10 protein-coding genes and 1 pseudogene are annotated in these 14,206 nt (G+C 71.1%); 7 read left to right on the forward strand and 4 right to left on the reverse strand.

Translation table 11 applies throughout. From position 1 onward, the window contains the following. Positions 1–58: 58 nt before the first annotated feature. Entirely contained in the window at positions 59–3,202 is a 3,144-nt protein-coding gene (gene ileS, locus AB0B29_RS21955) for an isoleucine--tRNA ligase (RefSeq protein WP_362242235.1), read from the reverse strand. Positions 3,203–3,815: 613 nt separating this feature from the next. On the opposite strand from ileS, the gene AB0B29_RS21960 reads away from it, so the two are divergent. The 6 genes and pseudogenes from AB0B29_RS21960 to AB0B29_RS21985 all read left to right on the forward strand — a co-directional run. Next, complete coding sequence (locus tag AB0B29_RS21960; RefSeq protein ID WP_362242238.1) at positions 3,816–4,934, forward strand: TraR/DksA C4-type zinc finger protein; 1,119 nt, start codon at positions 3,816–3,818, stop codon at positions 4,932–4,934. Positions 4,935–5,023: 89 nt separating this feature from the next. Continuing rightward, positions 5,024–5,683 carry a signal peptidase II gene (gene lspA / locus AB0B29_RS21965; protein WP_362242241.1) on the forward strand — a complete coding sequence of 220 codons (660 nt, stop codon included), beginning with the start codon at positions 5,024–5,026 and terminating at the stop codon, positions 5,681–5,683. A 43-nt stretch (positions 5,684–5,726) separates the two neighbouring features. After that, the gene (locus tag AB0B29_RS21970; RefSeq protein ID WP_362242244.1) at positions 5,727–6,671 is read left to right on the forward strand and encodes an RluA family pseudouridine synthase; all 945 of its coding nucleotides are present in this window, start codon (positions 5,727–5,729) and stop codon (positions 6,669–6,671) included. Continuing rightward, positions 6,668–7,135 (forward strand): GNAT family N-acetyltransferase, encoded by a 468-nt coding sequence (locus tag AB0B29_RS21975; protein ID WP_362242246.1) that lies wholly within the window; start codon positions 6,668–6,670, stop codon positions 7,133–7,135. The genes AB0B29_RS21970 and AB0B29_RS21975 overlap by 4 nt, the downstream gene beginning before the upstream one ends. Before the next feature lie 96 nt (positions 7,136–7,231). Continuing rightward, the gene (locus AB0B29_RS21980; RefSeq protein ID WP_362242249.1) at positions 7,232–8,818 is read left to right on the forward strand and encodes a Na+/H+ antiporter; all 1,587 of its coding nucleotides are present in this window, start codon (positions 7,232–7,234) and stop codon (positions 8,816–8,818) included. Positions 8,819–8,882: 64 nt separating this feature from the next. Next, a pseudogene (locus tag AB0B29_RS21985) lies at positions 8,883–9,620 on the forward strand (SDR family NAD(P)-dependent oxidoreductase); the annotation flags it as partial. Positions 9,621–9,778: 158 nt separating this feature from the next. Here AB0B29_RS21985 and AB0B29_RS21990 read toward each other — a convergent pair. Further along, the gene (locus AB0B29_RS21990) at positions 9,779–10,915 is read right to left on the reverse strand and encodes a mechanosensitive ion channel family protein (protein WP_362242251.1); all 1,137 of its coding nucleotides are present in this window, start codon (positions 10,913–10,915) and stop codon (positions 9,779–9,781) included. A gap of 107 nt (positions 10,916–11,022) precedes the next feature. Here AB0B29_RS21990 and AB0B29_RS21995 point away from each other — a divergent pair, with 107 nt between their 5' ends. Next, entirely contained in the window at positions 11,023–11,592 is a 570-nt protein-coding gene (locus AB0B29_RS21995) for a dienelactone hydrolase family protein (RefSeq protein ID WP_362242254.1), read from the forward strand. Between the two features lie 6 nt (positions 11,593–11,598). Here the strand turns inward: AB0B29_RS21995 and AB0B29_RS22000 are convergent, their stop codons facing one another. Continuing rightward, entirely contained in the window at positions 11,599–13,269 is a 1,671-nt protein-coding gene (locus AB0B29_RS22000; protein ID WP_362242256.1) for an alkaline phosphatase D family protein, read from the reverse strand. 92 nt (positions 13,270–13,361) lie between these two features. Then, on the reverse strand, positions 13,362–14,180 hold the full coding sequence (locus AB0B29_RS22005; protein ID WP_362242259.1) for a thioredoxin domain-containing protein: 819 nt from the start codon (positions 14,178–14,180) through the stop codon (positions 13,362–13,364). Positions 14,181–14,206 lie beyond the last annotated feature (26 nt).

A 14,206-nucleotide genomic window follows, 5' to 3' on the forward strand; every position in this document is an offset into this window, starting at 1 on the left:
GCCCGGCCCCGCCAAGATCTTTGGCGGGCCCGGGCCTTCGGGCTGTGCGGCCTGAGTGCTAGACCTTGCGCAGACGGAACGTCAGGGACAGGCCCTCGTCGGTGAAGGGCTCGCCGTAGGTGTCGTCCGCCTCGCCCTGGGCGAAGTCCGTGGCCAGGACCTCGTCGGCGATCAGACCGGCGTGCTCGGCCAGGGCCTCGGTGACGGCCGGGTCGGTCGCCGTCCAGCGCAGCGCGATGCGGTCGGCCACGTCGAGGCCGCTGTTCTTGCGGGCCTCCTGGATCAGGCGGATCGCGTCACGGGCCAGGCCGGCCCGGCGCAGCTCCTCGGTGATCTCCAGGTCCAGGGCGACCGTGGCGCCCGCGTCGGAGGCCACCGACCAGCCCTCGCGGGGGGTCTCCGTGATGATGACCTCGTCGGGGGCCAGGGTGATGGTCTCGCCGTCGACCTCCACCGACGCGGTGCCCTCGCGCAGGGCCAGGGACAGGGCGGCCGCGTCCGCGTTCGCGACGGCCTTGGCCACGTCCTGGACGCGCTTGCCGAACCGCTTGCCCAGCGCGCGGAAGTTGGCCTTCGCCGTGGTGTCGACCAGGCTGCCACCGACCTCGCTCAGCGTCGCCAGGGACTCGACGTTCAGCTCTTCCGTGATCTGCGTGCGCAGTTCGGAGCCCAGCGCGTCGAAGCCGGTCGCCGCGATCAGGGCGCGGGACAGCGGCTGACGCGTCTTGACGCCCGACTCCGCGCGCGTGGCACGGCCCAGCTCCACCAGCCGGCGCACCAGCACCATCTGCTTCGACAGCTCCGGGTCGATGGCGCCGAGGTCCGCCTCCGGCCAGGACGACAGGTGGACCGACTCGGGGGCGCCCGGGGTGACCGGGACGATCAGGTCCTGCCAGACCCGCTCGGCGATGAACGGGGTCAGCGGGGCCATCAGCTGCGTGACCGTCTCGACGACCTCGTGCAGGGTGCGCAGGGCCGCCTTGTCGCCCTGCCAGAAGCGTCGGCGGGAGCGGCGCACGTACCAGTTCGACAGGTCGTCGACGAACGCGGACAGCAGCTTGCCGGCGCGCTGGGTGTCGTAGGCGTCCAGCGCCTGGGTGACCTGGTCGGTGAGCGCGTGCAGTTCGGACAGCAGCCAGCGGTCCAGGACCGGGCGGTCGGCCGGGGCCGGGTCGGCCTCGGACGGGGCCCAGCCCGTCGTACGGGCGTAGAGGGCCTGGAAGGCGACCGTGTTCCAGTACGTCAGGAGCGTCTTGCGGACGACCTCCTGGATCGTGCCGTGGCCCACGCGGCGGGCCGCCCACGGGGAGCCGCCGGCCGCCATGAACCAGCGGACCGCGTCGGCGCCGTGCCGGTCCATGAGGGGGATCGGCTCCAGGGTGTTGCCCAGGTGCTTGGACATCTTGCGGCCGTCCTCGGCCAGGATGTGGCCGAGGCAGACCACGTTCTCGTACGACGACTTGTCGAAGACCAGGGTGCCGACGGCCATCAGCGTGTAGAACCAGCCGCGGGTCTGGTCGATGGCCTCGCAGATGAACTGCGCCGGGTAGCGGGCTTCGAACAGTTCCTTGTTCTTGTACGGGTAGCCCCACTGCGCGAACGGCATCGAGCCCGAGTCGTACCAGGCGTCGATCACCTCGGGCACGCGGGTGGCCGTCTTCCCGCAGCCGTCCTGCGGGCAGGCGAAGGTGACCTCGTCGATGAACGGGCGGTGCGGGTCGAGGCCCGACTGGTCGGTGCCGGTCAGCTCGGACAGCTCCGCGAGCGATCCGGCGCAGGTGAGGTGGTCGTCCTCGCAGCGCCAGATGGGCAGCGGGGTGCCCCAGTAGCGGTTGCGGGACAGCGCCCAGTCGATGTTGTTGTTCAGCCAGTCGCCGTACCGGCCGTGCTTGACCGTCTCCGGGAACCAGTTGGTGCCCTCGTTCTCGGCGAGGAGGCGGTCCTTGAGCGCCGTGGTGCGGATGTACCAGGAGGGCTGCGCGTAGTAGAGCAGCGCGGTGTGGCAGCGCCAGCAGTGCGGATAGCTGTGCTCGTAGGGGATGTGCTTGAAGAGCAGGCCGCGGCCGTCGAGGTCCTCGGTGAGCTTCTCGTCGGCCTTCTTGAAGAAGACGCCGCCGACGAGCGGGACGTCCGCCTCGAAGGTGCCGTCCGGGCGGACCGGGTTGACCACGGGCAGGCCGTAGGAGCGGCAGACCTTGAGGTCGTCCTCACCGAAGGCGGGGGACTGGTGGACCAGACCGGTGCCGTCCTCGGTGGTGACGTACTCGGCGTTGACGACGAAGTGGGCCTCGGCCGGGAACTCGACGAGCTCGAACGGGCGCCGGTACGTCCAGCGTTCCATCTCGGCGCCGGTGAAGGACTGGCCGGTGGTCTCCCAGCCCTCGCCGAGCGCCTTGGCGACGAGCGGCTCGGCGACGACGAGCTTCTCCGCACCGTTCGTCGCGACGACGTAGGTGACCTCGGGGTGGGCGGCGACGGCGGTGTTGGACACCAGGGTCCACGGGGTCGTCGTCCACACCAGGAGCGCGGCCTCGCCGGCCAGCGGGCCGGAGGTGAGCGGGAAGCGGACGAAGACCGACGGGTCGACGACCGTCTCGTAGCCCTGCGCCAGCTCGTGGTCGGACAGGCCCGTGCCGCAGCGGGGGCACCAGGGGGCGACGCGGTGGTCCTGGACCAGCAGGCCCTTGTTGAAGATCTCCTTCAGCGACCACCAGACCGACTCGATGTACTCGGGGTCCATCGTGCGGTACGGGTCCTGGAGGTCGGTCCAGTAGCCCATGCGGGTCGTGAGCTCTTCGAAGGCGTCCGTGTGCCGGGTCACCGACTCGCGGCACTTGGCGTTGAACTCGGCGATGCCGTAGGCCTCGATGTCCTGTTTGCCGGAGAAGCCGAGTTCCTTCTCGACGGCGAGCTCCACCGGGAGGCCGTGGCAGTCCCAGCCGGCCTTGCGGGCGACGTGGTAGCCCCGCATGGTGCGGAAGCGGGGGAAGACGTCCTTGAAGACGCGCGCCTCGATGTGGTGGGCACCGGGCATGCCGTTGGCGGTGGGCGGGCCCTCGTAGAACACCCACTCGGGGCGGCCCTCGGACTGCTCCAGGCTCTTGGCGAAGATCTTCTGCTCGCGCCAGAAGTCGAGCACGGCGTGCTCGAGGGCGGGCAGGTCGACCTGGGCGGGTACCTGGCGGTACGTCGGCGATGTCATCAGCGGGCTTCCTCCGGCGGACTTGCTGCCTTCCGTCCGGAGGGACGAGAGCTACGTCTGACTGCGCCGCCTTCGGCGCGCTCCCGCGGTACCACCCTCCTTGGCCCTCCGGCACGGGGTGTGCGCCGGTGAGCCCCCTCATTGGGGTCGCGATGCCGGGTCTACCGGCCGTCGCTCACTGGCTCCGGCTTTCTTCCGGCGGCTCCGGGGTGATCTTCACGTCGCGCTCGCCCCCGGGCTTCCACCGTCCCCGGGTCGCTCTGGGCTGCGTACGCCGCTACTCGTCCCCATCCACGCTTTTCGCTCCGCCCAGTGTACGGCGCCGCGCGGACGGCGGCCGACCGGTTTTCGGGGCGGCCGGGCATGGGGTGCCGCGTGGGGCGCGAAATGGGTTTGATGACCCGAATAGCACGGTATAGGTGTTCGGATCCTGGGACGTCCGGCTCGGCGGATTACCGGGCGGGGAGCTGGGCACAACGGATGCAGGTTCGCCGCGCGGCGTGCGCGAGGCGGGCGAATCGAGCGGTGTGCCCCGTTGCCGCGGGACTCGAGTCGATTTATCGTCCCAGCACGATTCGCGAGCAAGATCACAATATGTGAAGGGGCCGCGGCCATGGTGGCGAAGAAGACCGCCGTACAGCAGCCGGCGTCCGGCAGGTCCGCGAAGGCATCCGGCGGCGCTGCGAAGGACGTGGGCGGGAAGAAGTCCACGCAGGGGGGATCGGCGGGGCGGGCGGCGAAGGAGGACACGGGGAAGGCGGCCGAGGGGACGAGGCCGGCCGGGGCGAGAGCGCCCAGGAGGAAGGCGACGGCGGAGAAGGCCGGGGCCGGTGAAGCGGTGGCTTCGCGAGCCGTGACCAGGAAGGCGCCGGCCAGAACGGCAGTGGCCAAGACGGTGGCGGCGAAGAAGACGGCAGGCAGGAAGCCGGTGGCCGCAAAGGAGGCCGGCGGCGCGAAGAAGACCTCGGCCGAGAAGACCACCACCGGGAAGGCGGCGGGCAGGGCGGGGGGTACGAAGGCGGCCGGTGGATCGACCGGCACCGAGAAGGCGACAGGCGCCGAGGCGGCCGGGAGGAAGGCCGCCGCCAAGAAGGCCGCGGGCGAGAAGGCCGCCGGAGGCAAGAGCACCACCACGAAGAGCGCGGCCGGGAAGGGCGCTGCCCGGACCGGCGCGGTCACACAGGACACGGCCGCGACCAGCACGGCCAAGAAGGCGGGTGCGGCCGAGGCCGCGCAGCAGACGGGAGCGACGACGGTGGTTGCGAAGAAGACCCCTGGCCCGGCCACGGCGGCGAAGACCGCCGTCCCCAAGGCACGGGTCGCCGCGGCGGAGCCCGGCGAGCTCGCGGTACGCCCCGGCGAGGACCCCTGGACGGCGGCCGAGGTCGAGGAGGCGCGGTCCGAGCTGACCTCCGAGGAGACCCGGCTGCGTGAGGAGATCACGTCGTCGGAGCGGTCCCTCGCGGGCCTGATGCGGGACTCCGGGGACGGCGCGGGCGACGACCAGGCGGACACCGGCACCAAGAACATCACCCGCGAGCACGAGCTGGCCCTGGCCGCCAACGCGCGCGAGATGCTCCTCCAGACCGAGCGCGCCCTGGAACGCCTGCACGCGGGCACCTACGGCCTCTGCGAGAACTGCGGCAATCCCATCGGCAAGGCCCGTATGCAGGCCTTCCCGCGGGCCACGCTCTGCGTGGAGTGCAAGCAGAAGCAGGAGCGCCGGTACTGACCGCCCGCCGAATGCCTCCTGAGCACGTGGGACGCGCAGGGTGTGCCGTACCCTCGTCCTCAGTCAGGCACCTAGGTTGAGGGACTCACGTGGCAGAGGCGGAGCGCATCATCGGTACGCCGGACACACCGGACGGAGCCGGGGGCGGCAAGGGGCGGCCCGACGCCGAGGGCACTCCGGCCGGGGAGCCCGGCACCGACCCGGCGGCCGTGGCGGGACCGTCCGGTACCGGCGAGCCGGAGGCCACCGACGGGCGGCCCCGGGGCAGGCGCCGGATCGCGGTGCTGTTCGCCGTCGCCGCCTTCGCCTACGCGATCGACCTGATCAGCAAGCTGATCGTGGTCGCCAAGCTGGAGCACCACCCGCCCATCGAGATCATCGGGGACTGGCTGAAGTTCGAGGCGATCCGCAACGCGGGCGCGGCCTTCGGCTTCGGCGAGGCCTTCACCGTGATCTTCACCATGATCGCGGCGGCGGTGATCGTGGTGATCGCCCGCCTCGCCCGCAAGCTCTACAGCCTGCCCTGGGCGATCGCGCTCGGCCTGCTGCTCGGCGGTGCGCTGGGCAACCTCACCGACCGGATCTTCCGGGCACCGGGCGTCTTCGAGGGCGCGGTCGTGGACTTCATCGCGCCCAAGCACTTCGCGGTCTTCAACCTGGCCGACTCGGCGATCGTGTGCGGTGGCATCCTGATCGTGCTGCTGTCCTTCCGGGGTCTGGACCCGGACGGGACCGTCCACAAGGACTGAGCGCGCGTACGGTCCCGTCGTGGCCGTCCGGCATACTCGACGGGTGAGCACGATTCCCGAGATCCGTACCCTGCCCGTGCCCGACGGCCTGGAGGGCGAGCGCGTCGACGCCGCCATCTCCCGCATGTTCGGCTTCTCCCGTACCAAGGCGGCCGAGCTCGCCGCCGCGGGGAAGGTCACGGTCGACGGGTCGGTGGTCGGCAAGTCGGAGCGCGTGCACGGCGGCGCCTGGCTGGAGGTCGAGATGCCGCAGGCGCCCGCGCCGGTGCAGATCGTCGCCGAGCCGGTCGAGGGCATGGAGATCGTGCACGACGACGACGACGTGGTCGTGATCGTCAAGCCGGTCGGTGTCGCCGCGCACCCCAGCCCGGGCTGGACCGGGACGACCGTGATCGGTGGGCTCGCCGCCGCCGGGTACCGCATCTCGACCTCCGGCGCCGCCGAGCGCCAGGGCATCGTGCACCGCCTCGACGTGGGCACCTCCGGGCTGATGGTCGTGGCCAAGTCGGAGCGGGCGTACACCTCGCTCAAGCGCCAGTTCAAGGAGCGCACGGTCGACAAGCGGTACCACACGCTCGTCCAGGGCCACCCCGACCCGACCAGCGGCACCATCGACGCGCCCATCGGCCGGCACCCGCAGCACGACTACAAGTGGGCCGTCACCGCCGAGGGCAAGCCGTCCGTCACGCACTACGACCTCATGGAGGCGTTCCGCGCGGCCTCCCTGCTCGACGTGAAGCTGGAGACCGGCCGCACGCACCAGATCCGGGTCCACATGGCCGCACACCGGCACCCCTGCGTCGGCGACCTCACCTACGGCGCCGACCCGACGCTCGCCAAGCGCCTCGGCCTGACCCGGCAGTGGCTGCACGCGGTGCGGCTCGGCTTCGAGCACCCCGGGGACGGGCAGTGGGTGGAGTTCTCCTGCGACTACCCGCAGGACCTGCAGAAGGCCCTGGACCAGGTGCGCGAGGAGACCTACGCGTGAGCACCCCGTACGTCGTGCGGGTCGCCGAGGACCCGGCAGACCGGGAGGCGTGCTTCGCGGTGCGCAAGGAGGTCTTCGTCGGCGAGCAGGGCGTGCCGGAGGACCTCGAGTACGACGCGTACGACGCCCGCGCGGTCCATGTGCTGGCGGTCCGTGAGGACGGTGTGCCGCTCGGGACGGGGCGGCTGCTGCAGGGGGAGGCGGCCGTCGCGCAGACCGGCGGGGACCCGTCCGTGGGCTCGCTCGGCAGGCTCGCCGTGGCGGGGCCGGCGCGCGGACTCGGTGTCGGTGCCGCCCTGGTGCGGGCCCTCGAGGACGCGGCACGCGCGCGAGGGCTGACGGCCGTGGACCTGCACGCGCAGACGCACGCACGGGGCTTCTACGAGCGGCTCGGATACGAGCCCTATGGGCCCGAGTACTTGGAGGCGGGCATTCCGCACCAGGGGATGCGGCGTTCGATTTAACACCACGTGGTGGGTGCCGAAACGGTTTGTCCCGGGAGTTGCGTGGCAGGCTTGAGATCAGTCGTGTGAACATTTGACCTTCTCGGAGCGCTGACCGTGGATCAGTTGGCCCTGCTGTTCGTGCTGCTGCTCGGGGCCGTGATCAGTGTCCCCGTGGGGGACCGGTTCAAGGTGCCCGCCCCGGTGCTGATGACGCTCCTGGGGATAGTCCTCGCGCTGCTGCCGTTCGTGCCGAACGTCGAGATCGCGCCGGACCTGATCCTGCCGCTGTTGCTGCCACCCCTGCTGTACGCCGCCGTGCGGCGCACGTCCTGGCGGCAGTTCGCGGCGAACAAGAGGCCGATCTTCCTGCTCGCCGTGGCGCTGGTGTTCGTCACCATGGCCTGTGTGGCCGCCGTGGCCGACGCGATCGTGCCGGGGCTGCCGCTCGCGGCGGCGTTCGCGCTGGGCGCGCTGGTGGCCCCGCCGGACCCGGTCGCGGCGACCGCCGTGGCCGGGCAGTTGGGGCTGCCGCGCCGGCTGGTGTCGATCCTGGAGGGCGAGGGGCTGTTCAACGACGTGACGGCGATCGTCCTCTACCACGTGGCGATCGCCGCGGCCGTCAGCGGGACGTTCTCGCCCTGGAAGGCCGGGCTCGACCTGGTGCTGTCGGCCGTGGTGGCGGTGGCCGTGGGGCTCGCGCTGGGCTGGGGCGCCAACAAGCTGATGGAGGTGCTCGGCGACGCGACCCTCCAGGTCGGGCTGACCCTGCTGGTGCCGTACGCCTCGTACGTCATGGCCGAGGAACTGCACGGGTCCGGGGTGCTAGCCGTGCTCACCACCGCCCTGTTCCTCGCGGAGTACGGCTCCGACGCCGACGACGTCATGACCCGGCTGGCCGGGCACACGTTCTGGAACATCGTCGACACCCTCGTCACCGGAGTGGCGTTCGGGCTGGTCGGGCTGGAGCTGCACAACGCGATCCGCACGGCCTCCGGGCGGTGGGGAGAGCTGCTCTGGTGGGCGGCGGTGGTGGTGGTCGTCGTGGTGTTCGCCCGGCTGCTGTGGCTGCTGCCGGCGACCTGGCTGACCAAGCGGTTGCACGCGCGGCGGGACTACGACGAGGACATCCCGGTGAGCTGGCGCGAGACCGTGGTGATGTGGTGGTCGGGGATGCGCGGGGTGGCCTCGGTCGCGCTGGTGCTGGCCATTCCGCTGGAGACCGACGCGGGGGCGCCCTTCCCCAGCCGGGACGAGATCATCTTCATCGCGTTCGGGGTGATCATGGCGACGCTGGTGCTGCAGGGACTGACGCTGCCGTGGCTGGTGCGGCGGCTCGGGGTGAAGGCCGACACGGACCAGGAGAAGGAGTTCGCCAAGGCGCTCGCGATCCGGGCGGCCAAGGCGGCGAAGCAGCGGCTGCGGGAGATCGAGGGGAACGAGGAGCTGTCGGAGGAGTTGTCCGAGCAGATGCTGCGGCGGGCCTACGACATCGGCGTGCGGATCAGCCCCGAACTCGCCGAGGACGAACGCCGGGAGGCGTACCGGGAGGGGGCCCGGAGGGTGAAGCGCGTGCGGTACATCCAGCAGGAGATGCTGAGCGCGGCGCGGCACGAGGTGCTGGCGGCGCGCAGCGAGCCCGGGGCGGATCCCGAGGTGGTCGACCGGATTCTGCGGCACCTCGACGTCCGCAGCCTGCGGTGAGGCGGCGCTCGGCTCGGGATGCCGGTTTGACGGCGGGCGACCGGGGCGTCGTAGGGTCGTTCGTATGGCACGAAACGTAGTAATCAGTGGTGGAGGTACGGGAATTGGGCTCGCGGCGGCCCGGGTGTTCGCCGCCGGCGGGGACCGGGTGGTGCTGCTCGGGCGGCGGGCCGAGGTGCTGGAGAAGGCCGAGGTGCCCGGCGCGCTGACGTACGCGGCCGATCTCGCCGAGCCGGAGGACGTACGCGGTGTCGCCGCCTTCGTGGAGCGCGAACTGGGCACGGTGGACGTGCTCGTGCACAGCGCCGGCGGCAGCGGACTGCTCGAACCGGAGGCCCCGCAGGGCGATCCCCTCGCGGCCGTCGCGCACACCTGGAACGTGAACTTCAGGCTCAACACCCTGACCGCGGTGCTGCTCACCGAGGCGCTGAAGCCGCGGCTCGCCGAGCCCGGCGGCCGGGTGCTGTTCCTCAGCTCCATCGCCGCCTACCGAGGATCGGGAAGCGGCGCGTACGCGGCGTCCAAGGCGGGGCTGCATCCCTACGCCCACGATCTCGCCCGGGAGCTGGGACCGCGCGGCATCACCGCGAACGTGGTCGCGCCCGGGTACATCGAGGACACCGAGTTCTTCGGTGACGCGATGGCCGAGGAGCGCCGCGACCGGCTCATCGGCGAGACCTCGAACGGCCGGGCCGGGACCCCGGGGGATGTCGCCGAGACCCTGCACTGGCTGGCCTCCCCGGGCGCCGGGCACATCACCTCACAGATCATCCAGGTCAACGGCGGCGCCGAGCGCGGCCACTGGCCCGACAGCCAGGTCGAAGGTCGCCGAGTGCGGTCAGTGGGCCGACAGCCAGGTCGCAGGTCGCCGAGTGCGGTCAGTGGGCCGACAGCACGAACGAGGGCTGCCCGCGTCGCGGGCAGCCCTCCGGTCGTCCCCACGGGCGCCGGCCCGTGCCGTCAGTGCCCCGGTCGTCCGGAGCCGTTCCCGTGATAGCGGCGCTGCTGGGCCGGTACGGCCTCCGGGGACGGGCGGTGGCCGTTGCCGCGCGGGGACGGCGGGAGGATCGCGTCCGCCGTGTTGACCCGGGGCAGCGCGTACGGGTGCTCCTTCGCCAGCCAGCCGATCATCTGCTCGCGGACCGTCACCCGCACCGTCCAGATGTCGTCCGCGTCCTTGCCCGTCACCAGGGCCCGCACCTCCATGGTGCTCGGGGTGCTGTCCGTGACGGTCAGGTTGTAGGCGCGGCCGTCCCAGGCCGGGCACTCGCGCAGGATGTCGCGCAGCTTCTCACGCATCGCCTCCAGCGGCGCCGAGTGATCGACGTGCCAGAAGACGGTGCCGGTCATCTGCGGGGTGCCACGCGACCAGTTCTCGAACGGCTTGGACGTGAAGTACGACACGGGCATGGTGATGCGGCGCTCGTCCCAGGTGCGGACGGTCAGGAACGTCAGCGTGATCTCCTCGACCGTGCCCCACTCGCCGTCCACGACCACGGTGTCGCCGATGCGCACCATGTCGCCGAAGGCGATCTGCAGCCCGGCGAACAGGTTGCCCAGCGTGGACTGGGCGGCGACACCGGCGACGATGCCGAGGATGCCGGCCGAGGCCAGGAGCGAGGCGCCCGCGGCCTTGAACGCCGGGAACGTCAGCAGCATCGTGGCCGCGGCCACCACGGCGACGATCGCGGAGACCACCCGCATGATCAGCGTCACCTGGGTGCGCACCCGGCGCACCCGGGCCGGATCACGCTGGGCGTGCGCGTTGGCGTAGCGGCTGTAGGACGTCTCGACGACCGCGGCCGCGATCCGGATGACCAGCCAGGCGGCGGAACCGATCAGCAGCAGGGTCAGGGTCCGGCCGATGCCGTCACGGTGGTCCTCCAGCAGTCGCGCCTCGTCGTACGACCCTCTCAGCAGGGCCGCGAACAGCACGAGCTGATACGGGATGCGGCCACGGCGGAGGGAACCCCACAGCGGGGTCTCGTGGTGCCGTGCGTCGGCCTTGCGCAGCAGGAAGTCGGTCGCCCAGCCGATCACCAGCGTGAGCACGACCGAGCCACCGACCACGATCAGCGGTCGTAGCAGGTTCTCCATGCCACCGAACCTAACCGGCTCCCGGGGGGCATGAACATGTGACTTCCGCTGCGTTCCGGGTAGTGCCGCGATCCCGGCCCGTCACACCCGGCTGGCACCATGGCCTCATGAACATCATGCTCTTTCACTCGACCTTCGGGCTGCGACCCGCGGTGCTTCAGGCCGCTGACCGACTGCGCTCGGCCGGACACGAGGTGTGGACGCCCGACCTCTTCGAGGGCCGCACCTTCGAGGAGGTCGAGGAGGGCATGGCGCACAAGGAGAAGATCGGCAAGGAGGAGCTGCTGAAGCGGGCCGTGCTGGCCGCCGCGCCCTACTCCGAGCGCGGGCTGGTGTACGCCGGGTTCTCGCTCGGCGCCTCCATCGCGCAGACCCTCGCCCTCGGCGACGAGAAGGCGCGCGGCCTGCTCCTCCTGCACGGCACGTCGGACATCGCGCCGGACGTCACGGCCGAGGACCTGCCGGTCCAGCTGCACGTGGCGGAGCCGGACCCCTTCGAGACGGACGACTGGCTGAGCGCCTGGTACCTCCAGATGGGCCGCACCGGTGCCGACGTCGAGGTGTACCGGTACGCCGGGGCCGGCCATCTCTACACCGACCCCGACCTGCCGGACTACGACGAGGAGGCCGCCGAGACCACCTGGCGGGTGGCCCTCGGCTTCCTCGACACCCTGTAGCGGCGGTTACACGGGGTCGTAGGTGCGCTCGACCTTCTGCGTGCCGCTGCGGGTGCGGTACGAGCGGGACCACGTGGCGCTCGCGTCGCGCTTCGTGCGGTCGGAGACGACGTAGAAGTCCATCTGCGCGCGCTCGGCCGTGATGTCCAGGACGCCGAAGCCGTGCCGGTCGGTGTCGACCCAGTGGACATGGCGGTTGGCGGCGCGGATGACCGGTGAGGCGACCGCGGAGACCGTGCCCTCCGGGACCTTCACGAGGTCGTCGAGGTTGTCGGAGGTGACCGACGTGACGACGAACTCCGTGGCGGCCGAGGGGGACAGCGGATACGTACCGGCGTCCACCGGCACGTCGTTGGCCCAGGCCATGTGGATGTCGCCGGTGAGGAAGACGGTGTTGCGGATGGCGTTCGTCCGCAGGTGCGCCAGGATCTCGCGGCGGTCGTCGGTGTAGCCGTCCCACTGGTCGGTGTTGAGGGCGAGGCCCTCCTGTGGCAGGCCCAGCAGCTTGGCCAGCGGCTTCAGCAGGTCGGCGGAGAGCGAGCCGATCGCGAACGGCGAGATCATCACCGAGTTGCCGACCAGCCGCCAGGTGGTGTCGGAGGACTTCAGCCCCGCCTTGAGCCAGTCGAGCTGGGCGCGGCCGGTGAGGGTGCGGTCGGGGTCGTCGACCTCGCCGTTGCCGACCTTGACCTGCTGCGAGCGGAAGGACCGCAGGTCCAGCAGTGAGAGGTCGGCCAGCTTGCCGAAGCGCAGCCGGCGATAGGTGGTGCCCGCGAGGGCGGGACGCACCGGCATCCACTCGAAGTAGGCCTGCTTGGCGGCGGCCTGGCGGGCGGACCAGGCGCCCTCCGCGCCCTCCGTGTGGTTCTCCGCGCCGCCCGACCAGGTGTCGTTGGCGAACTCGTGGTCGTCCCAGATCGCCACGACCGGGGCCGTCGCGTGCAGCGCCTGGAGGTCCGGGTCGGTCTTGTAGCGCGCGTGCCGGGTGCGGTAGTCGGCGAGCGTGACGATCTCGTGCGCCGGGGCGTGCGGGCGTACGACCGTGCCGCGGGTGGCGTACTCGCCGGTGCCGTACTCGTAGATGTAGTCGCCGAGGTGCAGCCAGGCGTCCAGGTCGCCGCGGGCCGCGAGGTGCCGGTACGGGGCGAAGTAGCCGGCCTCCCAGTTGGCGCAGGAGACCACGCCGAAGCGCAGGCCCGTGACGGCCGCGTCGTGCGCGGGGGCGGTACGGGTGCGCGCCGCGGGGGAGTCGGTGCCGCCGGCGGAGAAGCGGAACCAGTAGTCGGTGCCCGGTTCCAGGCCGCGGATGTCGGCCTTCACGGTGTGGTCGGAGGCCGCCGTGGCGGTCGTGGAGCCCTTGGCGACGACGGTGGTGAACGCCTTGTCCCTGGCGACCACCCAGCTCACCTCGGTGTCCGGGCCCACTCCGGAACCGGGTATCGCCTCCGGTACCGGCGTGACGCGGGTCCACAGCAGGATGCCGTCCGGCAGCGGGTCACCGGAGGCGACGCCGTGCAGGAAGGCGGGAGCCTGGTCGACGGCGCGCGCGGGCAGGGTAGCCGCCAGCGGCCCGGCCAGGACAGCGGTCGCCGCCGCGGCCTTGACGACCGTACGGCGGCGCGGGGTGAGGGAGTTGAGGCCCTCTGACGTATTCGATGATCTGTATCGACTGGTCACGAACGATCAGGTTACTGGCCGGTATGCGCCGGAGCGGGCGAACTCCGGAAGTTCGCCCGCCCTTCACACGCCTGCCGGTCCCTGACCTGCCGTCACTTCTTGAGGGCCTCGCCCACGACCCGGTTGAAGTCGTCCACGGTCATCAGCGGCGTGCCCTGGCTGTCGGCGGTGAGCTGCTTTCCGTCCATGACGAAGCCGGGAGTGCCCTTCACCCCGTCCTTGTTGTCGTCGAAGGTCTTCGACATGGCCATCGCCCAGGCGTCGTAGGTGCCCTTCTCGACCGCGTCCTGGAACTTCTTGTTCCCCTTCAGTTCGGGGACGGTGTCCGCGACCTTGATGAGGTAGCTGTCGTCCTTGAACTTGTCGGTCGTCTCGTCCGGGTGGTACTTCGCCGAGTACAGCGCGGTCTTGTAGTCGAGGAACGCCTGGTCGCTCACGTTCAGTGCGGCGCCCAGCGCGCTCAGCGCGTTCTTGGAGCCCTCGCCGTTGTCCTTGTCGTCGATGAACGTGGCGCCGACGAACTGCATCTTGAACTTGCCGTCGTCGATGTCCTTCTTCACCGTCGGGCCGACGGTCTGCTCGAACTGGGCGCACACGGGGCAGCGCGGGTCCTCGTAGATCTTCAGCGTCTTCTTGGCCGAGGCCTTGCCGATGACGACCGTGGTGCCGTCGGTGCCCGTGGTGTTGGCGGGGGTGACGACCTTCTCGTCCTTCACGGCCTCCCAGTGGGTGGGCTTGTTGGCCTGGACGACCGCGTAGCCGATGCCGCCGGCTATCGCCAGGACACCGACGATGGAGCAGGCGACGATGACCTGCCGCTTGGTCTTCGCCCGCTTGGCCTCGCGCTCGCGCTCGATGCGCAGCCGCTCACGGGCCGCCGTCTTCGCCGACTGGCTGTTGCGCTTGCTCATGGTGATGTTCTCCGTAGGGGACGCGC

The organism is Streptomyces tibetensis (assembly GCF_040647715.1).
GTDB classification, from domain to species: domain Bacteria; phylum Actinomycetota; class Actinomycetes; order Streptomycetales; family Streptomycetaceae; genus Streptomyces; species Streptomyces tibetensis_A.